We start from the raw sequence: 24,629 nt of genomic DNA on the forward strand, positions 1-24,629 counted from the left end.
GTACGAACTGTTTCTCAGACGCAGACAGCAGCAACAAGATAATGATGCCAAGAGACAACAGGCAAATAACGAAATTTGCCGATAATCGTTTTGGAGAATCGGAATTAGGTCAGTATGTCGATCGCCTGTTAGCGAAAGCAATAGTAGAAATAGCAATCCAATATAGAGTAAACAGTATTGTTCTGCCCGATTTTCAAAATGCCAGGGAAATTCTAGATAGCGAAATACAGGCTAAAGCAGAGGCGAAGATACCTGGATGTAGAAAGACTCAAAAACAATATGCTAAAGATTTTCGCCAAAGCATTCATCGCTGGAGCTATGCTCGTTTGTGTGATGCGATCGCGTCAAAAGCGACTCAAAAAGGTATTGCTATAGAATGCGAGCGCCAATTATTCAATGAAATACCTGAAATACAAGCACGAGATTTAGCTTTAACTGCCTATCGTAATCGTCAAAAAACCACAGGGTAGACCGCAGCTTTTAAACATTTCTTATAGTTTTTTTGTACCTAGATAATTTATTATTGAAGTAATATGCGCCGTATATTCCAATCTGGAATTACGATAAGTGTGGGGTTGTTTGGCTGTTTAGAAAGCAGTCGTACTTTCTGACCTTTTGTAGCTACTAGCTCACAGTGCTTGATTCAGTTAAGCAAAGCATTTCACTCTTGATGAACAACTTTGTTGATGAAAAGTACGTTTGCTGCCAATTCTGCGTTCTAGTTGCGGATTGGGAAAAAACTATTTTAGAAAATACTCGTTGTTCTCTATTATAGTCTAGTTTGCGCCACCAGCAAATGAGTTGATTGATAGGGGAAGGACACTTTATCAGTCAAGCTTACAAACTATTTTATAAGATACGTCTGTGTAAGTCTAAATGATTTATATGCCCTTATAAAGACCAAAGGTTTGTAAGTATAGCTCTGACTCAAGAATCATTTAACTATGATGTTCGGGGTACGAATATATCGTCTTGTGGCTACGTTTTCACCCCTTCGTGGGGAACTTTTCCTACAAATCTGTCGAACCTAAGCATGGGCGAAACTCCTAGTAGGCTCAACAGAAACTACAAAACCTTTATCTGTTCTTGCTTCTACAAATCATAGCCAACAAAAGCAATCTATTTTTAGCTGTTATTTTGATTTATTTAGAAGAACATTTTCTACCTTTGGCAGAAGTAACGGTCAAGGCTCTTGTTAAAAAAGGTTTAGAAGGGCGGAGTTGCTTCGACTCTCCCGATGTGGAAGATGTTGAAAGAGGACAAAACCTTTTATTATGCTTTATTTGTTAATTGTTGCTTCGACTCTCCCAATGTGGAAGATGTTGAAAAAGGATGTATTCAAGCATCCCCGATCCTGTTATGTTGCTTCGACTCTGCCGATGCGGGAGATGTTGAGATTATTGGAAAAGTTGAAAGGAGCAGAGGACTGAAAACTTATAAACGCAGTCCTATTTTTTGACATTAATTCTTTAAATCTGATTTTTTTAGCAAAAATATTTGCAATCTAGTCATAGGAAAACACATTTATAGGCTCAAACACCTATAAAATCGTTCAAGCCATGCAGTTTTTTGACATTAATTATTTAAAACTGACAAATAATTCTTTAATGTACAATATATCTAAAATGCCGGGAGGCAGACTTGAACTGCCGACACGAGGATTTTCAGTCCTCTGCTCTACCACCTGAGCTATCCTGGCTCGCTGATTATTGCGCTCAACTAATATAGCAAACTGAATGTCTAGTTTGCAAGAAATAAATAATTTCTGTAATTTTAATATCTGAATGTATGTTCATATATAATATATTTATTACCTTACTAGAAAAAAATTATGACTACTACCAATTTAGTAAAATGCTCTTGCGATCGCTGTGATTGCGAAATATCTTTAGAAAATGCAATTGAAAAAGGCGACCAATATTATTGTTGTGCCGCCTGTGCTAATGGTCATGCAAATGATCAAAGTTGTAAAATGTCAGACTGTGGCTGTGGTGAAACCTCATAGCAACGACTATGTATTCATCGTCCCTCAGTTTGTAAATAGTTTTTTTGACATCATCATCTTCGTTTCTTCAGCATGGAGATGATGAATTAGACTATTAATTGGTTAATTAATATAAGCAATCAAAAATGCGCTATGCAGATTTAGTTACTGCGTAGTTAGCAGTCAGCTTGTATTCACTACCCGCAGCCACTTCAATTACTTCGTCAGCCGCATTAGCAGTTTCTACACAGACAAAGTTTTGATAGTCATGGTCTTCTAAGTCAGCCATATTTGCTGAAATAGTTGCCCAGGGATTCCAAACAATTGCTGTCTTGCTATTGGTAGCAGTAATCTTAATTTGTCTTTCTAATGCACCGTCATTGATAGTTAATTCTGGCTGCACATTTAGATAAATGCGATCGCACTCTCGATCAAAAGCTACTTCGCCAGATTGGGTTTTTTGTTTACCACTATCAACCTTATCAATATAATCATTGCCTGCCAAACCAAGCACCTGCACTTGCTTAATATTTCCCACTTTGAAGTAAGTGTGCAAAGCTTGAGTAATAGAAAATGTCTTGTCTCCTGTATTGCGGGTAATTAGTTTGACGGTTAGAGACTTACCAACGGTAATGGCGATCGCAAAATCAAATCCATAATCCCAGATTGCTCTAGTCTCGGCTGTATCTGTTAGTCCTAATGTGACTTTAGTAGCACCATCTTGAGTGCTGACTACTTCTCGCATCTGGCACAGGCGATTGCGCACAAAACCATGGCTAGAACGTCCTTTATCTTCTGGATCGGGTCCAAACCAGGGCCAGCATATTGGTGCACCGCCTTTCATTGCTTTACCTTCTTGGTGATAGGCTTTGCTGCTAAAAAACATTATGTCTTCAGCCTGATCTACAGGTTGAAAAGATAGTACTTGACCAGCATAGACTGAAATAACAGCCTGAGCATATTCGTTGTTGACTTTGATAATAGGAAAACCACCTTTGCCCTCAACAAACTGAACTTTGTTAGCGATGCCGTAATCTGCGTTTAATTGTTCGATATTCATGGTGATTTTCCTGGTAAAATTTAGCTTGAATTACATCTTACTAAGCAACAGCTAAAGACTTCAGTAATCCTTCAAACATAGCCAAACCATCAGTGCCGCCGATCGCTTTGTCAGCAGCCCTTTCAGGGTGAGGCATCATACCTAATACATTGCCTTGTTGGTTAACAATTCCTGCTATATTATTCATTGAACCATTGAGATTATGGTCAGCGTTTATTTCTCCTGCTGCACTACAGTAACGAAATACTACCTGATTATTATCTTCTAAAGCTTTTAGAGTATTATCATCGGCAAAATAGCAGCCTTCACCGTGGGCAATAGGTAAGGTAATCACTTGAGCATGGTAATCTTTTGTCCAGATTAAGTCGTTACGTTCAACCTTAATAGGAGCGCGATCGCAGATAAAATGTAGACCACGATTGCGAATTAATGCCCCTGGTAACAAGCCAACCTCTGTAAGTATCTGAAAACCATTGCAGATCCCCAAGACATATTTATCTTGTTTAGCGTGTTCGATGATGCTGTTCATAACGGGAGAAAATTGCGCGATCGCCCCACAGCGTAAATAATCACCGTAGCTAAAACCTCCAGGTAGAACCACTACATCAATATCTGAAATGTCTGTTTCTTGATGCCAGACCATGCGCGTCGGTGCATCTAGTAACCCTTTAGTTACCGTAGAAATATCACGATCGCAATTTGAACCAGGAAATACTATAACCCCAAACTTCATCTTTTTGACTCCTCTGGTAATCTTACGCTGTAGCTAGTTCAGTTAGTTCAAAGTAATAATTTTCAATTACTGTATTTGCCAAAAGGCGATCGCACATTGCATCTAAATGCTGTTTTGCCTCTTCTTCATTGGCTGCACTTAACTTCAATTCAATATATTTACCAATTCTGACAGATTCCACTTCGGTATATCCCATTTGCTTTAATCCCGATTCTACCGCCGTACCTGCTGGATCGAGAACTGAGGAACGAAGAGTAACATAGATACGAGCCTGATATTTGATCGCCATAGAATTACCGTTAATTATTACGCAAAGCTTGATCGCCTCCTTGATTTTATAGTGTAGATGGTTCAAGATAATCAAATTCAAAATTCAATTTCTATGTTTGCCCAGTCAGCGATACACCGCCACGTCCGATATAAACGCCTGGGAAACCACAGGCGACACGGACTCCTAAACGGACGGTGCCTTCTTGCTCAATAGCCTCAACGGGGGAAACCCCCGCAACGGCTTTTCGCGCTGCGCTGACCGCATTCCGCGGTAAAATATATATCTATATATCTAAATTCGATATAAACAATTATGAAAGCCCAACGCACTCGTTCTCAAGAGCGAATAATGGAAGTCCTTAAGAGTCTAAAACGTTCTATTTCGGCTCAGGATCTTTATATCGAATTACGCAATCGAGAACAGGATATGGGTTTGGCAACAGTTTATCGCTCCTTGGAAGCTTTGAAGATTCAGGGGGAAGTCCAGGTAAGGGCTTTAGCTAACGGAGAATCTGTATATAGTCCAATCAAAAGCGATCGCCATCATCTTACCTGCGTCAACTGCGGTGTGTCTATTGCCATTGATGAATGTCCCGTACATGACTTGGAAAAACAGCTAGAAAAGTCTCATACTTTTAAAGTTTACTATCACACCCTAGAATTTTTTGGTTTGTGCCAAAAGTGTAATTAATGTAATTAAAATGAAAACTCGATACAAGTGGACGGTAGCAGATTATCATCAGTTAATTGAAACAGGCTTATTAGAGGGTAAACCTGTGGAATTATTAGAAGGAGAACTGATTGAAATGAGTCCAGAGGGCATTCCTCATAGCTATACTAACGATAGTGTCGTAAAGTACCTGAGAAGAACTTTGAGGGGGTTAGCAGATGTTAAGGAGTCACATCCGATTACTCTAGATAATTCTGAACCCGAACCCGATATAGTTATAGTTCGTTTGCCCGAAGAGATATATAAGCAACATCATCCTTATCCTGAAGATATTTATTGGTTAATAGAAGTATCAAATCGAACTCTTGAGAAAGATTTAAAAGAAAAAACTATTACCTATGCTCGCAATGGTATTCCTGAATATTGGGTAATAGACTTACCCAACAAAAAATTATGGGTGTTTGCTCAATCTGAGAAATCTGTTTACCGCCAGACTAAAGAATTTACTACAGGTACAGTATCTCTTCAGTCTTTTCCTAATGTTTCTATAGAACTTAAGCATTTATTGCTCTATTAACAAAAATCATCAACCAGAAAATCTGTTGCTTTTACCTTTATTGCAGTCGCTATAAAGAGTTTGTAAATTACTCAACGCATTACTACCGCCTTTAGAGAAAGGAATTATGTATAAAAATGTATTAAATAAACGACAAAGTATTATCACCAGAAATCACCTTGCCAATTCTTGAGGCGCTAATATTCTGAGACTCAAACCAATCGAGACTAGACTGAGCTTGAGTAGGAGGCACAATGATTACAAAACCAATACCCATATTAAAAGTATTAAACATTGCCTCTGGTTCTACTTTTCCAGCCTCGGCTAACCAGTTAAAAATTGGCGGAATTTTCCAGCTATCAAGCTTAACCTCTATCGATTGATCTTTATTTAAACAACGGGGTAAATTCTCTGGTAAACCGCCACCAGTAATGTGCGCCATAGCGTGAACTTGTTTGCCTGTAGCGAGAAACTCCAAAATCGGCTTAACGTAAATTTTGGTAGGAGTAATTAATTCTGCGCCCAAACTGTTTCCACCTAATGCGTCTGGAGTATCTGACCAAGAATAACCGCCAGTATCGACAATCTTGCGAACCAAACTAAAGCCATTACTATGCACTCCTGTACTAGCTAGCCCAATGGCAACGTCTCCTTCTTGCACTTGTGAGCCATTCAAAAGCTTACTTTTTTCGACTACTCCTACGCAAAAACCCGCCAAGTCATATTCCCCTAATTGATAGAATCCAGGCATTTCTGCGGTTTCACCTCCCAAAAGAGCGCAACCGCTAAGACGGCATCCCTGGGCAATTCCTTTAACCACATCTGCTAACTGTTGTGAGTTTAGTTTGCCTGTAGCTAAATAATCTAAGAAAAATAAAGGTTCTGCACCAGAAGTCAAAATATCATTGACGCACATTGCCACTAAATCAATGCCCACAGTATCGTGTCGTTCAAGTTCTTGAGCAATTTTTAGTTTTGTGCCAACTCCATCTGTACCAGATACTAATACAGGCTCTTGATAGCCCGACGGCATCTGAAAACAACCGCCAAACCCTCCTAGTCCTCCTAAAACTTCGGGTCGATTTGTACTGGCAACATCTTGGCGAATTTGCGAGACAAAAGAGCGTCCTGCTTCTACATCAACGCCAGCGTCTTTATAATCCATAGGTATTATTGTCTAGATAAAAGTAGCTTTAGGTTTAGGATGAACAATATGAACTCAATTTGATCTTAACCGCGATCGCATAATCTGCTGATAGTCTAACGACAACAACTATACCAGTATCTTCTACTCCAGCATAAATTAAGACTACTATTTTACCGAGTCTTTAACTTATTTGCTTATAGAATACTCAATCTGTCTTGAGTTTAATTGCCAACAAAACATTTTATATTACCGAGTTTTTTAATTGAACATCTAACCTATATAGCTCAATCACAATGACTTTAAACCGACAAATGTTTTACAAGCTTTCTTCCCTATTAACTTTGGCAACAGCCTCAACAATGATTGTCTTGTTTCCCACAGTAGCTAAATCCGAACTTCAAGCCCCTAAGGTGCGACGTAAACTACCTACAGTAACAACTGCCAAAAATAAGCAAGTAAAATTTAATTTTGACAATGCTGATAGCTTTTTAGACCGAAAAACAGCCACAAATATAAAATCTGCTGTTCTTCAAACTTCTGCACCAAAAAAAGATACAGTCGCACCTAAGTCAACTATAGTTGCTAACGCCTTTAACGGTAACGCTTCCTGGTATGGACCTGGGTTTGATGGTAATATGACTGCAAATGGCGAAACATACGATCAAAATGCTCTGACAGCAGCCCATCCAACTCTTGCCTTTGGTACTAGAGTTAAAGTGACAAATCTGAACAATGATCGTTCTGTAATCGTTAAAATCAATGATCGAGGTCCTTATGCTGAAGGTAGAGTGATAGATCTATCGGCAGCAGCAGCGCAATCTCTAGATATGATTCATTCTGGGGTTGCTCCAGTTGAGGTTACAGTCTTGGGACAGTAGAATGTTTTACAGCTAATATTCAGTCTATAGTTGGCAAGCTCATCTAAAATGAGAAAACAAAGAACTTTAACCTGAATATTTCAAGATACTGACCAATTATGGTGCTTTTGTGTAAAACAATTAATGAATTACGTTCTCAAATAGCAATTCATCGTTATCAACATCAGCATCAGATTGGTCTAGTCCCGACTATGGGGGCTTTACATCAGGGTCATTTGAGCCTGATCGAGCAGGCGATAGCCGATAACGATATAGTTGTTGTTAGCGTCTTTGTTAATCCTTTGCAGTTTGCTCCCCAAGAAGATTTAGCTAACTATCCGCGTCAGCTAGAACAAGATCTTCAGATTTGTCAGGAGTTAGGAGTAGATCTGATTTTTGCCCCCAGTCCTCAAGAAATGAATAGTGGAGGAGATACAGAGGCGTTAAATAGCACTACAGCAGTGATTCCTCCCCAAAATATGACACAAGCGCTATGCGGCAAATACCGTCCTGGTCACTTTACAGGAGTTGCCACCATAGTCACTAAGCTTTTCAACATTATTCAGCCAGACAAAGCTTATTTTGGACAAAAAGATGCCCAACAGCTAGCTATTATCCGCCGTCTGATACAAGATTTGCATATTCCTGTAGAAATCATTGGTTGTCCTATTGTACGAGAGGCATCGGGACTAGCATTAAGCTCCCGTAATCAATATCTCAAGCCTATTGAAAGGGAAGAAGCTGCTCGAATTTATAGTAGCCTCCAAAAAGCAAAAGCAGCCTTTTATCGGGGAGAATTAAAAGCCATAGCCTTGATTAATTTAGTCAAACAAGAATTAAGTTCTGTAGAAAGAGTTAAAATTCAATACGTTGACCTAATTGATCCTGTAAATCTTCAATCTTTAAACCAGATTGAACAGCAAGGATTACTGGCGATCGCTGCTTATGTCGGCTCTACTCGTTTAATTGATAATATCGTGTTGCAAAAACGTCAGCCAATTATAGCTATAGATGGTCCTGCGGGAGCGGGAAAGTCTACCGTTACTCGTCATGTGGCTCATCAACTTGGCTTACTTTATTTGGATACAGGGGCAATGTATCGGGCTGTAACTTGGTTAGTGATGCAATCTAAAATTGCCATTAATGACGAACCAGCGATCGCGCTTTTGATTCAAGATATTAGTCTAAAATTAACCTCCCCCAACGCCGTTAATTTACCTACGGTAGTGCATATAGATGGACAAGAAGTAACTAATGCTATTCGTACTCCAGAAGTTACGGCAAATGTATCGGCGATCGCTGCCCAGAGTAAGGTAAGAACCAAACTAGTAGAGATGCAGCAGCAATGGGGTAAAGCAGGCGGTTTGATCGCCGAAGGCAGAGATATCGGCACCAGTGTCTTTCCTGACGCGGAATTAAAAATCTTTTTGACTGCCACCGTCGCTGAGAGAGCTAAAAGACGCTGGCAAGATCTACAAAATCAAGGACGAGATGATATTAGTATTGAACAACTAGCTTTAAATATCCAACAGCGAGATGAACAAGATAGCAATAGAGCGATCGCACCTTTGAAAAAAGCCGATGATGCGGTTGAATTGATTACTGACAATCTTACTATCGAAGAAGTAATTGAAAAAATCATCGAACTCTATAATCAAATTTAATTGATAATTGATTTATTCTCCACTAAGCCAAGCGATCGCACTTCTAATCCACTCTTCTACGTTATTATTTTTAAGTAATTGATTATCTTGACTAAGAGCAGTCAAAACCTGTTCAATTTCCTCATTTGTATAGCCAAGAGCCAAAAGGGTCATTTCCAAATCCTCTTTAATTTCGGGCTTGGGAGCAAAAACAGCATCAGGCTGCTGTACTTCCACGCCAGATATATTGGAGATTTTATGCCATTCCGCTAGCTTAGTCTTTAATTCTAAAGCAATTCTCTCTGCGGTTTTTTTGCCCACACCAGGAGTTTTAGTCAGAGTAGGAATATTGCTGGTAACTATTGCCCCAACCAACTCTGATATTCCCAAAGTATCAATTAGTGCGATCGCCAGCTGCATCCCAATGCCGCTAACAGCAGTTAACTGACGAAACAAATCTCTCTCTACTAGCGTTGGAAAACCATAAAGAATTTGTTTGTCCTCTTGGATCTGTAAATGAGTAAAAACTTGCAGCAATTCATCTTGCTCTACATCTAACTGACGTGCAAAACGAGAATAGATTTGCATTTCATAGCCAATATTATTAACCTCCAAAATCAAAAAAAGGCGATTTTGAGTATTTTTGACAATTTCTACTTTTTTACCCTTAAGGTAACTAATCATTAATTTCGTAGTCTAAACAGCTATTTATTCCCTTATATTCGTTTATGGTAACTGTTTAAAACCTTTAATACTCAGCTTTTGCAGAGATAAATTAGCTCGATGTAAAAATAGCCAACTGGCAATGGCTTGATTTTAAATTAATACTAATGTTGATTGCGATCGAAGCCACAAGCCATTTCTACAGCTGCGCGCCCTTTAATATTGGCTTCTTCAGCAGTTAAGAAAATACTATCAAAATTAAATGCTGTTCCTGAAACATCAATAATACTAAAACGATATAAATGATCAACAGAACTGTAAATTAGCAAAGTGTAGCCATTAATTCCTGTTACATTTTCAATTTTCATCGCCAACTCCTTGTTGAAAATAGTTGCTTAACGGTATTGTTTTTAATCTCAGTTATTGATATATAAATACAGATGATATGCTTTGGATCTGCAATATTTGCGAATCTGCTGTCTGATACAAAATACAAAACAAAGCTACCAGGCTTACTGTCAGATAGTGATTATTTTGCGATCGGACAATAGTTTTTTGGCAACTTTGCTTTGAATATTATTGTATTTATTATTATTTATTTGAGATATAACTTATATTAGGCTTTTTTTTTAAGTCTAAATCAACCGTGATCTTACCTAAGTCACCATGTGTTCTTGGCTTTTTCAGTATTTTTGCTGAATATATTTCCCATATAAATACGAGGCTTAATCAAAAAATAGTAATAATATTGCAACATTAATTTTGACCTTATTTAATCTCTACTGCAAAATTAACGATTGAGCTTCAAGTACCTCACGGATTCCCAGTCTCATATAAAGTAAACAAGCAATACCCCAAGCCATAGTAGGTAATAAATTAGTATTTTTAAGACATAAGATTTATGATTGCTCTATTCAATTCTCAACTTGCTCTCAAAAACGAATGGAATAACTAAAGAAGCAATCTTACTCATGAACTCAGATGAACTTTAGTCTGCTTCTTAACGTCACTAATTGTCTATCACTTGTTATAAATTTATCACCACTTATAGTCATTTCAGATAGAAACCATACGAAAAGGGACAACTTTTATAAGTACCTCAAACTCTTCTGACCTCTGAACAGTAAATCATGAGGAAATTAATTGGAATGACTATACAATCAGTTTTGCACACTGCTCGTCAAGCTTTAGATAAATATGTAGATATTGTGACTGAGACAAGCGGACTTTAAATTGTAGCAATACATTTGGGCAAAAACATACTGATAATACTAAGATCGAGATAGAATAGCTAAATCAAAAATTTAGCTATTAGCTATATATTTAGTAGTGGTACTCCCTTGATGAATTTATCAAAAAAAGCTTTAATTGGCTTGAAAGCCGATCTCTTTCGCCATCCTCTAGACTTGCAGGCAACTAATACCTTGAAGCAAATACCAGGAATAGATATAGCTATTCGGAGTGTTTTAGGTTCAGTGGGGGAGCAGTTTTTTTATCTGAATAATATTGCCTCTAGTGTTCTAGTTAGCGAAAAACAGCTACCTCATCTCCATAAATTACTGTTAGAAGCCTCTGAAATTCTAGATTTAGAACCACCTCAGCTATACGTCCAGCAAAACCCTACTCCCAATGCCTATACTTTTGCCATGAGAGGCAAACAACCTTTTGTGATGCTTCATACGTCTTTGATTGAAATGCTTACTCCCGAAGAAATTCAGGCAGTAATTGCTCACGAATTAGGTCATCTTAAGTGTGAACATGGGGTTTATTTGAGTATGGTAAATATGCTGGTGCTAGCAGCTAACTTACTGCCACCTTGGGGAACCGTTTTAGCCCAATCGTTACAGGATCAAATGCTGCAATGGGTGCGTTGTGCAGAATTTAGTTGCGATCGCGCTGCTCTTTTAGCCATTCAAGACCCAAAAGTAGTTATGTCAGTCTTGATGAAGCTAGCGGGAGGTTCTCCTACTATCGCCCCACAGCTAAACTTAGATGCCTTTATTGAACAGGCAAAAGCTTATGATTCTATAACCACAGATAGCCTAGGAGAAGTTTTGCAGGCAGCGCAAACTGCTCAATTAACTCACCCTGTTCCCGTAATTCGAGCCAGAGAAATTGGTCGTTGGGCAAGTTCAGCAGAATATCAGACAATAATTGACAAGCAGCAAATTAATCGAGAGCAAAAGCTCGGCTGGAGTAATTGGTAACAGATTTTATTAAATATTGATTACTTAATGCCTCGATTCATCAAAGAAGTGAGCGGTAAACCCAATTATTTAAAGTTATGACTAAAGCAGAATCAACATCTACAGAACAAAACCAAGATAAAAACTTGGAGTCGATGAGAAAATTTGCCGAAAAATATGCGAGCCGTACTGATACTTATTTTTGTAGCGATTTATCCGTTACTGCTGCGGTAGTTAAAGGCTTGGCTAAACATAAGCAAGAATTAGGTTCTCCTTTGTGTCCCTGTCGCCACTATCAAGATAAAGAGGCAGAAGTTAAAAAAGCTTATTGGAATTGCCCTTGCGTCCCAATGCGTGAGGAGAAGAAATGTCACTGTATGTTATTTCTAACCGCCGACAATGCTTTTGCAGGAAACACTCAAGAAATTACCACAGAGCAAATTAATCAGCTTTATGGAGATATGGAGTGAGCAAAAATGGGAACAGCAGCAAAATTTGAGCAGGGTATTGCTGAATTCAACCAGCAGCAGTTTTATGCTTGTCACGATACCTTAGAAGCAATTTGGGTTGAAGTTCCCGAAGCAGACAAAAGGTTTTATCAGGGAATTTTGCAGGTGGCGGTAGGTTGCTACCATTTGAGTAATGGCAACTTACGCGGAGCAACTATTCTCTTGGGAGAGGCGGTTAGACGCTTATATGATTATCAGCCAGACTATGAGGGGGTTAATGTTGAACTGCTATTAGAACAGGCTATTAAATTGCTTCAGACATTACAGCAACTTGAACCAGAACAAGCTCAAGAGTTTTTTCAACAGCTAGAGCAAAAGCATTCAGCCGCTCCTCAAAATAATTTGGTTGATGGTTGTCAGATGCCTTATATAGCTAAAGTCTAAATAGTAGAATAGACTTCTTGCACAATTAAGTAACTTTGTAATAGATAAGCTGTAATCCAATCTAAGCTAATCTATATCATCAAGTTCTTGAAACAAGCAATCTATCTCTTTTAAAATCACTTGTTTCATATCTAGAGATTGCGTCGGATCAAAAAAATTCTGGCTCTTATTTATATCCCATATTCTTCGTTGGATATATATGAGGATGTCGGATAGTTTATCTCTTTGGCTTTGATGAGAGCAATTGACGGATTCAATTCTTCTTTTGATGTAGAAGAAGAATTCTCCTGGATTGTCGAAGGGGTCGGGATAATTTCGGGTCGTGGTTTTTGTAATGTTGTAAATTTGATGATCGACAGTACTATTACGATCAACAAGAGCGTGGCGATCGCTATGCCTAGGAATATTGTTTTTTTTTGAGCCTGTTGATTTACAGTTTTTAAAGAAGAATATTCCTCAAACTCATGATCATCAATTCTGTTGGATAAACCACGCCACACAGCAGTTTCTTTTAAGACAGAAGCAGATTTAATACTGGTAACTAAGATCAATAAGCCGTTGCGATCGGCAAGAGGATTGGTTTGTAACTCCAAAGCAATTTCTTGTCGTAATGATTCAGAATTACTGCCAATCTTGCAGCTTGGATCGGTATTTCGATTATTTTCTACATCTAAAACTGAATTAAATAATTCTACTAGACTTTTGTAATCAACTTTAAAACCATATTCACCACAAGCACTAACAGTTTTATCTATTTCTTGGTCTAATTTTCCCTTTAAAACTCGAATTAATAACGAACGTACCTTTATATTTTCACTATCTTTTTGGCAAATCCAAAGAACAGAATTGCGGATAGAACGCCCTGTAAAGTCAGTTCTATCTTCTCTTGTTTTTAAGCCAGTAACCAATAAATAATAATTATCTCGATCTGCGACTAGAATGATAGATTGTTTTTGGCTTTCAATCAAATTAACTGGTTTTAATGGGGAATTACCAATGGACTGCATTAAAAAATCAGGATTTTCTGGATAATATTCAGCCGATTTTATTCTCAACCAACGATAATCTTGGTCTTGCTTCTTGCCACGACTTTGAATATAAATAGGCATTTTTTGCTTTCTCCTAAATATTTAGCCACTTTTCACCTTTTACTACTGCAAAACTGCCGTTAGTTTTGCAACCACGTGCAAACTCATTGACTGCCTTTTCTAGATGATTATCTAACTCCAACCAATTACGAAGAAAGTTGAAGAATTTCCATTGTCGGGAGTCTAGATGTAGTTTCAATAGGAAACGTAGTAGATAACGCAAAGGTTGTTCGCTGTCACTGGGAGAGTATTCTGCATCATGTCTGGTTTTACGGAAGTAAAAATGAGGATTATTTTCACTATCTACTTCCATGCGGGAAAATATAACGCTACCAACTGTTTGAACAGGGGTGATTACATTAGCAACCCAAGGATTTAAACTTGGAGAATTAAAGTGATCTAATAAGGGTGCATAGCCCTGTTTGACTTTTTCTAATAGCTCTTTGGCAGTTTTGTTATTTTTCAAATATTTCTCGCATTTGACAGGAGCAAATATTACTAAGCGAGGGGAATCTAGATTTTGATATGCTGCGTTAAATAAGGCTTTGATTTGTTGAGGTCGATTGATCTTCTCATGAAATTTACCGTTTTTCTCCATTAAGGAAGGAGCATCAATGGGAATTAGAACGGCTGTTGATTCTCGCAAGGTCTTTTTGACAAACTCTTTCTCTTCCTTGGAGGCTTGAGATGCATGATATCCTCCTGGATAATCGTAAAAGCGTAGGTTGAGAGAGGGGGTTTCGCCTTTTCTACCTAAGCCAAAAGAAAATGAACGTAGAGACTCAGGACCAGCCATTGCCTCCGTACCTTCAATTCCTACTCTTCCCCTGGCTTCAAATACGTCAACCAAGCTTTTTAACTCGATTAAACGATCTTGTAGAATTGCAGCACTTTCGTCATCAGGAGTCAGTTGTAAATTAGTATTACCAATATTGCTTTCAAACTGTTCGTACATTGCTGTCAACAGAGTAGTCTTACCTACCCCACTTGCACCCAGCATCGTGATTTTGAGTTCTTGCATTGAGATTTCCTAATCTTGAGTTTTAAAATTGAAAGTTGTCTTTTTTATTAGCTACGATCGCGCTCTCAACTTCAACCATCCACTGTTGGCTTATTTTGCTATTATGACCAAACTCTTCAAATTCTTCGCTCCAAACGCGATCGTAGATTTCCTGTAAGAACTTGAGCCATTCTTGTCTGACTTGTTTGGCTCTTAAAATGCGATCTAAAAACTCTTCGACAATGGCAAATGCAGCTTGATTGGGTTCGGCTAACAAATCGTCTAAAGCGGATTCACATTTATAAATAGCTTCTGCGTGGAGAGAATTTAAGCAGCTTAACACTTCCGCAGCGGAGGGAGAAGGAGAAAGCTGCAAAGAGGTTTCATCAGGAGTTAGATCGTCAAGATGTTGGCGAATGCGATGCTGAATCAAACCACGATAGGAAAGATCGAACTCAGCTAATGTCTTAAAACCTAATTTAAGACGTTTGAGATTGTCGGGAATAATTTCGGCGATCGCACTAATAAATTCTGCTTCCCTAGTTTCAGTTAGATTACCCAATTTACCATGCTCTATAAGTATCTGAGCGACTTGGGTTTTAACTTTGTTTATTTCTTTTTTGAGAACATCATCTAGAAGCAGAAAGTGTTGGGATAAGTGAGCGCGAACTTCATTAAGATATTCATAATAAGCATTAGGATAGCCACCCTTACTGTGACGCATTTTCTCAATTTCATTCTCTGTAGGAATGCCGTTATCTTCTCGACAAGCAGTAACCGCAGCTTCTACCTGCTGCTTAAATTCTAAGTTTTCTATGTCTCTCTCTTCTCGTAAGCCTTGCAGTAATTCTTCTAAGCCACTGGCCAACTCTACCCAAAGCCGATCGAATAATTCGATAAATTTAGGAAAATAATTACCGTTTTGAGCCAAACCTTTTAACATCTGGCTTGCTTTGTTTAATTCTGCTGCTACTTCTTGCTGTAGTTCCCATAAACTTTCCTGACAGGAAGATACATAAGCAAGATCGAGTTCGGTAATGCGATCGACTAGATAATTTAAAACAGGATCGAGTAGTTTTTGATTGACTGCTGAAGAATCGGCACAATTAGCGGTGATACAGTCAGCAAAATATAATCCCTTATTTTCGCGATCGCTTTTTAAATCTTGACAATAAACTGAATTGTCTCCAATGAGGGAATTAGCCTCAGTCTGATTAAGAATCAGAAAAGACCACTCTTTAAAGGGTAAAGCAGTTAAAGCTCTGCTAGCTGTATCGTATAACTTTAAGTCTACATCTTTCCAATATTCCCCAGGTGGACTGGGAAGACGTACCATTAATACCAGATCGACATCCTGAGACAAAATTTCGATCAACCTTTTTTCGTCTCCTACTCCCGTATCTCCCAATCCTGGCATATCAATTAAAGCAATTTGTCCTATATCGGGATGAGGAAAAGTACAAAATATTTTGGCTTCTTTAACTGCTAAATAGTTGTGATAAACTCGTTCGCCTTTTAGATTATCTTGCGCCACATATTCTCTAATTTGCTGCTTAGTAATTTTAATTGAGGTTGATTTTCCTAACAGATGACGGTATTGAGGCAAATAATGATGATATCTTTGTAAATACTCATATTTTCCTTCTGCTACTGCTGTATTAGATAAATGAATGGGACGAGAAGATAAGGGATTGCGAGCAAACTCATCTAAACTGTAGGGTAATTGACCCAAACCTAAATCTTGGTAGTAGGGAGCGATAATTTCTTCTAAAAAAGAATGCTCTGAATGAAAAGTAATCTCTCCATAGGTATCTATTCCAGGCTGATGTAGAATCGTGCTGCGAACTCCAGTACAGTGTCCGCGATCGCCTGTAGGAATTTCATTACTCGATAATCCCGTTAGACTTTGCAGTAAACGACTTTTTCCCTGTCTAGCTCGTCCAATTACTCCAATATTGATGGTGTCCCGATTAAAGCGATTTTTGAGTAAATCTAATTCTACTAGCTGAGATTGAATTTGATTTTGTAATTGGAGAAAATTTAGTTGTTGTAGATTGCTTTGTTCTTCTGGTTCGTTAACTTGAGAGATTGGGCGTTCGCGTAGCGTACCCGAAGGGTTATCGCGATTTTGACGGGAGAAAATGAGAGAAGCATTCCCTTGTTGGGATAGAGTTTCTAAAGAACGAGATAGCGATCGCAAATTAGCTTCAACAGTAGCAATCTTTTCCCTGAGAGGAAGTCGTCGATTTAGTATTGCTTGAATTTGCTTAGTTCTTTCGGTTGTAGCAATTTGCATGACTTTTCTATTAGTAAATAGTATTTTTATTGAACTGCTTGTTCTCGCTGATACAACCAAAATGCGATGCCTTAGGCTAACTTCGCAATCGCACTAAAAACTACCGTTGCCCAAACAAGCCATAGTTAAGTGTAGAAAATATCTGTTTGTCCTAGTCTAACCCTGCTACCCAAAGAATTGCCTCGTGATCGTTATTTTTGCTTGATGAGCGAGCTTGATCTGGATGATGAACCTGCTGCTATAGAATCTCTGTAATCGTTATTGTTTTTAATTTGTGAGTAGTGAGTTGCGATCGCCATAAAATTAGAGCCTTTGAATAAAGCGATCTCACTTCTAAATTAGTTATTTAAGGTTACTAAAGGTTAATAGAAAAATATACTTTTTTATGAATTGAGCAACGAAATTTGTAACAATAGAGATTAGAGAAAATCTTGATTTGTACCTCGTTGCCACCCATGAAAATTGCGAACGACGTTACTGAGTTGATTGGTAACACTCCTTTAGTAAAACTTAATCGCATTCCTCAAGCAGAAGGATGCATTGCCCAAATAGTAGTCAAGCTAGAGGGAATGAATCCCGCAGCATCGGTAAAAGACCGTATTGGGGTTAATATGATTAATGCTGCTGAAGCCATGGGTGAAATTACCCCTGGGAAAACAATATTAGTTGAACCCACATCTGGGAATACAGGAATCGCCCTAGCGATGGCTGCTGCTGCTAAAGGATACAAGCTAATTTTGACTATGCCCGAAACTATGAGCAAGGAAAGACGGGCAATGTTAAAAGCCTATGGCGCACAGCTTGAACTAACCCCTGGTACTGAAGGAATGGGAGGCTGTATTAGAAAAGCTCAGGAAATAAGTGATAGTCTTGCCGATGCTTATATGTTGCAACAGTTTAATAACCCTGCCAATCCTGAGATTCATAAAAGTACCACCGCCGAAGAAATTTGGGCAGATACAGAGGGTAAAGTTGACATGATTATAGCGGGAGTTGGTACAGGTGGAACAATTACAGGAATAGCAGAAGTCCTGAAAAGATACAAACCAGAGCTAAAGGCGATCGCCGTAGAACCAACAGGCAGCCCTATACTTTCGGGGGGAAATCCAGGTTCTCATAAAATACAGGGCATTGGTGCAGGGTTTGTCCCAGAAGTGCTAAAACTAGATTTGATTGATGAAGTTGTCACGGTTACGGACGATGAGGCAATTGATTTTGGTCGTCGTTTGGCTCGTGAAGAAGGCTTGTTGTCTGGCATTTCCACTGGTGCAGCCCTAGCAGCAGCAGTTAAAGTAGCGCAAAGACCTGAAAACAAAGATAAACTAATTGTGATGATCCAGCCTAGCTTTGGTGAACGTTATCTTAGTACTCCTTTGTTTGCTGATTTAGAACAGCCTGTATTTAATTAAAAAGTTTTTAGCTCTTAGTCATTAGCCCTTCGGGTTCGGGCGCGTTCCCTTGCGCCTTACGTCGGCGCGGGGTCGCCCTCACTTTTAGCTCGATTTAGTTAAACAAACTATAATTCCTAAATTTTTTGAACTTCTCATTTCTGAACTCACTTACCCTTTAAATTAGGTACATATACATTCACTAATGTCGAGTCGTGAATCATTATCAAACACTCCAACTTAACTCAAAAGCCACCCAGCAAGAAATTAAGCTCGCCTATAGACGTTTAGCCAAGCAGTTTCATCCAGATAGCCAATCAGAAATCCAAGACTGTGACAGAATTATTGCTCTTAATGCTGCTTATGAAATATTAGGCGATCGCCGTAGCCGACGCTTGTACGATCAACAGCAACAACTTGGTCAAACCAGCGATTTTTTGGCTGAGCGACAGGCAAGAAATACAGCAGCACAACAACAGTATCGCAGACATAAAACCACTAGTCGTCCAGAAATCAGCTATCAGCAATGGTTGAGAGAAGTTTATCTTCCCATTGATTGTTTAGTAGCCAAGATTCTTCATCCTCTAAAAATAGAAATCGAAAAGCTAGCAGCAGATCCTTTTGATGACCTATTAATGGAAGATTTTGAGACTTATTTAGATACCTGCAATGATTATTGGGAACAAGCACAGCAAAAGCTAGCTTCTCAGCCAAATCCACCTCAAGTAGCAGGAGTAGCAGCTAATATTTACTATTGTATTAACCACATTGGCGACGGTATTAAAGAATTAAAGTGGTTCACCATGAACTATAACGATCAGTATCTACATACAGGTCAAGAAATATTTAGAATCGCAGGCAAATTACATTGTCAGGCTCAAGAAAAAATTGAATTTCTTCTGTGAGCCAAACAGTGTCCCTTAGTCTGTTTTTTAGCGAAAATTGTCCAATTTTACTGATTTGAATCAAGTCGATAGTTAGGAGCTAGGTCGGTTGGCGATTTTTCCTTGGGTGCGAGGCGACCATTATTAGAATTATTAGTCTTGCCATTATTTCCCGATCCTCCAGAGTCTTTATCTTTTTTGAAGAAAGATTCTAAACTTTTGATGATGATATATAGAGAAGGAACTAAGAATAAACTTAAGACCGTAGCCAAGAGCAATCCCCCAAATACGGCTGTCCCCAGTGACCAACGGCTAGATGCACCCGCGCCTGTGGCTACTACCAAAGGATAAAAGCCAACCAAACTAGAGATGGCCGTCATTAAAATAGGACGAAAACGCTCTTGTCCTGCTTTAATCGCTGCTTTGACCGTATTTAGTCCCTGGGCTTTTAACTGGTTGGCATATTCCACAATTAGAATTGCGTTTTTACTAGCTAGCCCAATTAACATTACCAAACCAACCTGGACATACACATCGTTGTTGATGATCGGCCAAATACTGCCAGCTTGGAGAAGATTAGCTCGTATCCAGATAGCTGAGATCGCACCTAGAACTGCCATAGGTACAGTTAGTATGATAATAATCGGGTCTACGTAGCTTTCGTATTGAGCAGCAAGAACTAAAAACGCCATTAATAAGCCCAAGCCAAAGATCAGCCCCGACTGTCCCCCAGCGGATTTTTCTTGTAAAGCTGTACCAGTCCACTCATAACCTAAACTAGCAGGTAAAGTTGCTGTTGCCACTTCTTCCATGGCTTTGATTGCTTGTCCTGTACTAAAGCCAGGGGCAGGAGAGCCTTGAATTTTGATAGTGCGGAATAAGTTGTAGTGGGTAATAATTGAAGGTCCTGTGAACTTCTTGAGACTTACTAAAGTACCTAGAGAGACTGACTGTCCACTTGCGGAATTAACATAAAGCTTATTAATATCCTGCGGGTTAGAGCGAAAATTGCCGTCTGCCTGAATATAGACGCGGTATTGTCTTTGTCCTAGGACAAAATCATTAACGTATCTAGAGCCAAGATAAGACTGGAGAGTATTAAATACGTCGTCTATATCAACGCCGATTGCTTTAGCGCGATCGCGATTTACATTCACCTCAATTTGGGGCGTATTAGCTGCAAACTGAGTAAAAGCTGCGCCAATTTCTGGTCTTTTATTGGCAGCAGCAATCATTTTATTGGAATTTTCCACCAGGACTGAGATTGGCAACCCAACACGATCCTGGAGTTGAAATTCAAACCCCCCAAAACTACTTAAACCCCTAACAGGCGGAGCATTAACCGACAAGGCTCTAGCACCTTTAATCTCCCCGAATGAAGCATTAAGACGACCAAGAATTGCATAAATTGACTGATCTTGGTTTGGTCTATCATCCCAAGGCTTGAGCTTACTAAAGACAAAACCGCGACTGCTGCCGTTACCTTCAAAACCAAAACCACTTAAGGCAAAATTGCTTTGAATATCTTCAATTTCGTTCATTTTATTGCCCACCTGTTCCATTATCTCCTGGGTGTAGTTGAGCGATACGCCATCAGGTGCTTGAACAATGGTAAAAAAATAACCCTGATCTTCTTCAGGGATAAAGCCTGTGGGAATTAAGTTATAAAGAAAATAGGTAAAGATAATCAGGGCAGTAAAACCCGCTATGACAAAAGGACGGACGAATTTTTTTGATAAAAAAGTAATGCCTTGGGTGTACTTAACGTTAATCCAGTCAAAACCCTGATTAAACTTATTAAAAAACTTGCCTAAAATACCTCTTCTTTCTTTGGGCGGGCGTAATAAAATACCTGCTATGGTGGGGGAAAAGCTAAGGGCATTAAAGGTCGAAAGAGCGATCGCAAAGACAATTGTCAGGGCAAACTGCTTGAAGATTACTCCTGTTGAACCAGGAAAGAAGGACACGGGAATAAACACTGCCATCAAGACCAAAGAGGTGGCAATTACCGCCCCGCTCAACTCGTTCATAGTATCAACTGCTGCAATACGCGGCTTCATGCCTCGTTCTACTTTAGTAGCGATCGCTTCTACCACCACAATTGCATCATCTACCACCAACCCTGTAGAAAGTACCATGGCAAATAGAGTCAGAGTGTTGATTTGAAAGCCAAAAACATTGAGAAAGATAAAGGCACCGATTAAAGATACGGGAATGGCGAGTGCTGGAATAATCATGGTGCGCCAGTCTTGCAGGAAGATAAAAATGATTAAAACTACTAGCAAAATCGCCTGCACCAAAGTTATAATCACCTCTTTCAACGATACCTGGACAAATTCCGTAGTATCTAAGGCAATTTCATATGTCATTCCAGGAGGGAAGGTTTTAGCTAATTCGGCAACTGTTTCTTTAACTGCGCTACCAACCTGTAAGGCATTACTGCCAGGAAGTTGATACACCCCCATCCCTGCCGTAGGCTTCCCTTTGAACGTTGCCGAGGTATCATAGTTTTCTGCTCCTAATTCTGCTCTGCCAATATCTCTTAGCCTGATTAAATTACCGTTTTCTCCAGTGGCTACTATTAAATCATTAAATTCTTCAGCACTTTTTAATCTACCAGTCGCCCGAAGCGTAAATTCAAACCTTTGATTGTCTTGGGTGGGTTGTTTCCCAATGCTTCCTGCACCCACCTGAATATTTTGTTCTTCTAAGGCATCAGCTACATCTTCTGGACTTAAATTGCGCGCAGCCAAAGCATCAGGATCGAGCCAGAGACGCATGGCGTATTTTCTTTCGCCAAAAATAACTGTCCGTCCTACCCCTTCAATTCTTTTTACCTGATCGAGTAAATAAAGGTCGATATAGTTACTCAAAAACAGGTCGTCATATTCGCCGTTTTCGGCAAAAAAGGCAATCCCCAGCAGCAAGTCTGGAGATGATTTTTGTACCGTTACACCAGTTTGTTGCACAACGCTTGGTAGCCGCGGTTCTGATAAAGACTCCCTGTTTTGCACATTTACCTGAGCAATATCGCGGTCTACATCTGGAGGAAAAGAAACTGTTATATTGCTGACACCATTATTACTAGTGTTGGAGGAGATATAGCTCATGTTTTCCACCCCATTGATTTCTCGTTCAATAATGGTGGTAACATTGGTTTCAGCGGTTTCTGCATCTGCGCCAATATAAGTCGAACTTACTTCTACTTGAATTGGGGCTATTTGGGGTAATTGGGAAATAGGCAATATAGGAATGCTTATTGCCCCCACTATCACAATAATGGCAGCGCAAACTGTCGTTAAAATTGGACGTTTGATAAATGGGTCGGAGATACTCAGAAGCATTTTAATTACTAATTACTAGTTATTGATTACTAATTGCTGATTAACCCCAAGCATCGGGTTTTAATCTTGTGAGGTGGGCAAGGATGTTTTTCCAGTACGTTATTTAACTTCATTTTTGGTTTGCCCGCCCTACTTACTACTTACTGCTTTACTGGTGGCGGTTTCTTCTCCAGGATTAATCGGCATACCATCGGCTAGATTAAGAATGCCAGAGGTAATTAATTTGTCCCCTGACTCTAACCCAGAAATTACCTGATAAGATTGACCTTGAATCTCTCCTAGCTCTACAGGCTTTTGTTTGGCAACCATAGCAGTTGAACCGTCTTTTTGTTTTTTCTCTACCGCCACAAAAACAAAGTCTCTGCCTGCAATACTAGATACTGCCTCAGTAGGAATTAAAAGCCCTGGCTTTTGTGACCATATTATTCTAGCTCTTGCAAAGCTATCGTCTCTTAATCTACCGTCATTATTAAATGCTGCCTTGACTAAAATCCCCTGACTACTTCTATCGGTTTTTGGTGAAATAAAGCTAATATCTCCTTTGGAGATCGCTTTTCCTTGGGGGTCGATAATCTCAACGGGTAAACCAGTCTTTAGGTTAGCAGCCTGTTCTATGGGAACGCTAATGTTTAGCTCAAAAGCATCATCTTTAGTGATGCTGGTTACTTGATCTCCTGCCTCGACATAATCACCCACTTTGGGCTGAATATTGCCCACTGTCCCATCTATGGGTGCAGTAAGTCGATTATAGTCAAGAGTGTCATTAGCAATGCCTACTCTTGTTTGTGCTTGTTTGAGAGCAGCCTGTTGTCCTGCGATCGCCGATCTGGAGGCAGTTACTTTTTCCTGTGCTGCGCCAAGAGCTTTTTGACTAGAATTGACTGCCGCTTTTAAAGCATTACTCTTTGCTTGTGCTGCATCTACGTCCCTAGTGCGATCGTCTAAAACCTGTTGGGACTGCGCCCCTTCTTTGACTAAAAACTGACTTCTACCTAGGTTAGTTTTGGCTGATTTTAATTGGGCTTGTTGCTCTACCAAGTCTGCTTTACTTTGCTCAACTGCTGCTTCGGCTTGAGCTACTTCTGCCTGTGCGCCTCTTAAATCTGCCTCAGCACTATTGATGTTAGCTCGCTGAATATTTACTTGAGACTCAGCAGCATTAACTTGTCCCTGCTCTTGGTTCAATTGCAGTTCAACAATCAGATCTCCTTTTTTGACTGGATCTCCCTCTGTGGCTGCAATATTGAGAATTCTGCCATCAACTCTAGGAGCAAGGGCTACTCTTTGTTTGGCTTCTAGGTTTCCTACATATTCAGAGCTAGTCTGGACAGTAGACTTACTCAAATCTTTAACCTCTACAGCAGCAGGGGGCGGGGGAGCTTGAGCTTCTGGCTTTTTGCCACATCCTACTAAAGCAAAAAATAGTAAAGATACGCTAATAGTTTTGCTGGCGATTGCGTAGCTAGTCGAAGACATCGCACTTTTTCTCATAGCAATATAAATATATAATTAAAATTTTATCCTTGGTCTATAATATGACGCATATAGACTCTTAATCGCAAGTAGGTACTGTTTAGTATCATAGTTACTTCATGGTTTCCCAAAAAAAACAAGAACCCCTCCTAGATATAGATTGCCCAGTACGTCAGCTAATCAATATTGTGGGTGACAAATGGACATTGCCAGTTTTATATGTCTTGAAACAAGATACTAAAAGGTATAGTGAACTACAGCGAGAAATTCCTGGAATTTCAAAAAAGATGCTGACCCAAACGTTGAGAAGGCTAGAATCAAACAACATTGTAAAACGAAAGGTTTATCCTGTCATCCCTCCTAAGACAGAGTACAATTTGACTATTTTTGGTAAAAAGTTAATTGAGCCTATAGAAGTCTTGGCAGATTGGGCTTGGGATCATCAAAAAGAACTAAAGATAATTTGCAATCGTCGTTACAAAAACGCTCAGTAG

Annotated in this window: 24 protein-coding genes, 1 tRNA gene and 1 pseudogene; 13 read left to right on the forward strand and 13 right to left on the reverse strand. The window is 39.3% G+C overall.

The genetic code is table 11. The annotated features are described in order from the left end of the window. Window positions 1-41: 41 nt before the first annotated feature. Together cas12k and SLP02_RS16040 are read left to right on the forward strand one after the other, a co-directional pair. A complete protein-coding gene (gene cas12k / locus SLP02_RS16035) occupies window positions 42-470 on the forward strand; it encodes a type V CRISPR-associated protein Cas12k (protein ID WP_319421695.1) in 429 nt (142 codons plus the stop codon). A 616-nt stretch (window positions 471-1,086) separates the two neighbouring features. Then, window positions 1,087-1,290, forward strand: coding sequence for a hypothetical protein (locus SLP02_RS16040; RefSeq protein WP_319421696.1), 204 nt, complete (start codon window positions 1,087-1,089; stop codon window positions 1,288-1,290). 336 nt (window positions 1,291-1,626) lie between these two features. Here SLP02_RS16040 and SLP02_RS16045 read toward each other — a convergent pair. Further along, a tRNA-Phe gene (locus SLP02_RS16045) sits at window positions 1,627-1,699 on the reverse strand. Window positions 1,700-1,831: 132 nt separating this feature from the next. Here SLP02_RS16045 and SLP02_RS16050 point away from each other — a divergent pair. Further along, the gene (locus SLP02_RS16050) at window positions 1,832-2,005 is read left to right on the forward strand and encodes a metallothionein (protein ID WP_319421697.1); all 174 of its coding nucleotides are present in this window, start codon (window positions 1,832-1,834) and stop codon (window positions 2,003-2,005) included. Window positions 2,006-2,135: 130 nt separating this feature from the next. Here SLP02_RS16050 and SLP02_RS16055 read toward each other — a convergent pair whose 3' ends face one another. Genes SLP02_RS16055 through purS form a run of 3 tightly spaced genes read right to left on the reverse strand, consistent with a single transcriptional unit; the run spans window position 2,136 to window position 4,066 of the window. Continuing rightward, the gene (locus SLP02_RS16055; protein ID WP_319421698.1) at window positions 2,136-3,044 is read right to left on the reverse strand and encodes a D-hexose-6-phosphate mutarotase; all 909 of its coding nucleotides are present in this window, start codon (window positions 3,042-3,044) and stop codon (window positions 2,136-2,138) included. Between the two features lie 40 nt (window positions 3,045-3,084). Further along, window positions 3,085-3,777, reverse strand: coding sequence for a phosphoribosylformylglycinamidine synthase subunit PurQ (gene purQ, locus SLP02_RS16060; protein ID WP_319421699.1), 693 nt, complete (start codon window positions 3,775-3,777; stop codon window positions 3,085-3,087). A 22-nt stretch (window positions 3,778-3,799) separates the two neighbouring features. Continuing rightward, entirely contained in the window at window positions 3,800-4,066 is a 267-nt protein-coding gene (purS, locus tag SLP02_RS16065; RefSeq protein ID WP_319421700.1) for a phosphoribosylformylglycinamidine synthase subunit PurS, read from the reverse strand. Between the two features lie 294 nt (window positions 4,067-4,360). Between purS and SLP02_RS16070 the strand changes: the two genes are divergently transcribed. Continuing rightward, entirely contained in the window at window positions 4,361-4,738 is a 378-nt protein-coding gene (locus SLP02_RS16070) for a Fur family transcriptional regulator (protein WP_319421701.1), read from the forward strand. A gap of 10 nt (window positions 4,739-4,748) precedes the next feature. Further along, entirely contained in the window at window positions 4,749-5,294 is a 546-nt protein-coding gene (locus SLP02_RS16075) for a Uma2 family endonuclease (RefSeq protein ID WP_319421702.1), read from the forward strand. A gap of 9 nt (window positions 5,295-5,303) precedes the next feature. Here the strand turns inward: SLP02_RS16075 and SLP02_RS26740 are convergent, their stop codons facing one another. Both SLP02_RS26740 and purM read right to left on the reverse strand, forming a co-directional pair. Beyond that, a complete protein-coding gene (locus tag SLP02_RS26740) occupies window positions 5,304-5,441 on the reverse strand; it encodes an HNH endonuclease (RefSeq protein ID WP_413467215.1) in 138 nt (45 codons plus the stop codon). Further along, a complete protein-coding gene (gene purM / locus SLP02_RS16080) occupies window positions 5,416-6,438 on the reverse strand; it encodes a phosphoribosylformylglycinamidine cyclo-ligase (RefSeq protein ID WP_319421703.1) in 1,023 nt (340 codons plus the stop codon). The genes SLP02_RS26740 and purM overlap by 26 nt, the downstream gene beginning before the upstream one ends. A gap of 560 nt (window positions 6,439-6,998) precedes the next feature. Here purM and SLP02_RS26745 point away from each other — a divergent pair. Both SLP02_RS26745 and SLP02_RS16090 read left to right on the forward strand, forming a co-directional pair. Then, window positions 6,999-7,298, forward strand: a pseudogene (locus SLP02_RS26745) (septal ring lytic transglycosylase RlpA family protein); the annotation flags it as partial. Between the two features lie 98 nt (window positions 7,299-7,396). After that, window positions 7,397-8,941 (forward strand): bifunctional pantoate--beta-alanine ligase/(d)CMP kinase, encoded by a 1,545-nt coding sequence (locus SLP02_RS16090; RefSeq protein WP_319421705.1) that lies wholly within the window; start codon window positions 7,397-7,399, stop codon window positions 8,939-8,941. Window positions 8,942-8,953: 12 nt separating this feature from the next. Here SLP02_RS16090 and ruvA read toward each other — a convergent pair whose 3' ends face one another. Continuing rightward, window positions 8,954-9,604, reverse strand: coding sequence for a Holliday junction branch migration protein RuvA (ruvA, locus tag SLP02_RS16095; protein WP_319421706.1), 651 nt, complete (start codon window positions 9,602-9,604; stop codon window positions 8,954-8,956). 143 nt (window positions 9,605-9,747) lie between these two features. Beyond that, window positions 9,748-9,951, reverse strand: coding sequence for a hypothetical protein (locus tag SLP02_RS16100; RefSeq protein WP_319421707.1), 204 nt, complete (start codon window positions 9,949-9,951; stop codon window positions 9,748-9,750). A 975-nt stretch (window positions 9,952-10,926) separates the two neighbouring features. On the opposite strand from SLP02_RS16100, the gene SLP02_RS16105 reads away from it, so the two are divergent. The 3 genes from SLP02_RS16105 (at window position 10,927) to SLP02_RS16115 (ending at window position 12,662) form a co-directional block, all read left to right on the forward strand. After that, complete coding sequence (locus SLP02_RS16105; RefSeq protein ID WP_319421708.1) at window positions 10,927-11,790, forward strand: M48 family metallopeptidase; 864 nt, start codon at window positions 10,927-10,929, stop codon at window positions 11,788-11,790. A 77-nt stretch (window positions 11,791-11,867) separates the two neighbouring features. Next, a complete protein-coding gene (locus SLP02_RS16110; protein WP_319421709.1) occupies window positions 11,868-12,239 on the forward strand; it encodes a ferredoxin-thioredoxin reductase catalytic domain-containing protein in 372 nt (123 codons plus the stop codon). 6 nt (window positions 12,240-12,245) lie between these two features. Continuing rightward, window positions 12,246-12,662: a DUF309 domain-containing protein gene (locus tag SLP02_RS16115; protein ID WP_319421710.1), complete on the forward strand. Its 417-nt coding sequence runs from the start codon at window positions 12,246-12,248 to the stop codon at window positions 12,660-12,662. Window positions 12,663-12,832: 170 nt separating this feature from the next. Here the strand turns inward: SLP02_RS16115 and SLP02_RS16120 are convergent, their stop codons facing one another. Genes SLP02_RS16120 through SLP02_RS16130 form a run of 3 tightly spaced genes read right to left on the reverse strand, consistent with a single transcriptional unit; the run spans window position 12,833 to window position 17,046 of the window. Next, window positions 12,833-13,771, reverse strand: a complete 939-nt coding sequence (locus SLP02_RS16120) for a hypothetical protein (protein WP_319421711.1) — start codon at window positions 13,769-13,771, stop codon at window positions 12,833-12,835. 13 nt (window positions 13,772-13,784) lie between these two features. Continuing rightward, entirely contained in the window at window positions 13,785-14,771 is a 987-nt protein-coding gene (locus SLP02_RS16125; RefSeq protein WP_319421712.1) for a GTPase, read from the reverse strand. Between the two features lie 22 nt (window positions 14,772-14,793). Next, window positions 14,794-17,046 carry a hypothetical protein gene (locus SLP02_RS16130; RefSeq protein WP_319421713.1) on the reverse strand — a complete coding sequence of 751 codons (2,253 nt, stop codon included), beginning with the start codon at window positions 17,044-17,046 and terminating at the stop codon, window positions 14,794-14,796. 455 nt (window positions 17,047-17,501) lie between these two features. Here SLP02_RS16130 and cysK point away from each other — a divergent pair, with 455 nt between their 5' ends. Continuing rightward, a complete protein-coding gene (cysK, locus tag SLP02_RS16135) occupies window positions 17,502-18,455 on the forward strand; it encodes a cysteine synthase A (RefSeq protein WP_319421714.1) in 954 nt (317 codons plus the stop codon). A gap of 194 nt (window positions 18,456-18,649) precedes the next feature. Next, window positions 18,650-19,339, forward strand: coding sequence for a J domain-containing protein (locus SLP02_RS16140; protein ID WP_319421715.1), 690 nt, complete (start codon window positions 18,650-18,652; stop codon window positions 19,337-19,339). 47 nt (window positions 19,340-19,386) lie between these two features. Here the strand turns inward: SLP02_RS16140 and SLP02_RS16145 are convergent, their stop codons facing one another. Continuing rightward, the gene (locus tag SLP02_RS16145; protein ID WP_319421716.1) at window positions 19,387-22,662 is read right to left on the reverse strand and encodes an efflux RND transporter permease subunit; all 3,276 of its coding nucleotides are present in this window, start codon (window positions 22,660-22,662) and stop codon (window positions 19,387-19,389) included. Between the two features lie 129 nt (window positions 22,663-22,791). Continuing rightward, a complete protein-coding gene (locus SLP02_RS16150; protein WP_319421717.1) occupies window positions 22,792-24,153 on the reverse strand; it encodes an efflux RND transporter periplasmic adaptor subunit in 1,362 nt (453 codons plus the stop codon). Window positions 24,154-24,254: 101 nt separating this feature from the next. On the opposite strand from SLP02_RS16150, the gene SLP02_RS16155 reads away from it, so the two are divergent. Beyond that, window positions 24,255-24,629, forward strand: a complete 375-nt coding sequence (locus SLP02_RS16155) for a winged helix-turn-helix transcriptional regulator (RefSeq protein ID WP_319421718.1) — start codon at window positions 24,255-24,257, stop codon at window positions 24,627-24,629.

The organism is Pleurocapsa sp. FMAR1, assembly GCF_963665995.1.
Classification (GTDB): Bacteria; Cyanobacteriota; Cyanobacteriia; order Cyanobacteriales; family Xenococcaceae; genus Waterburya.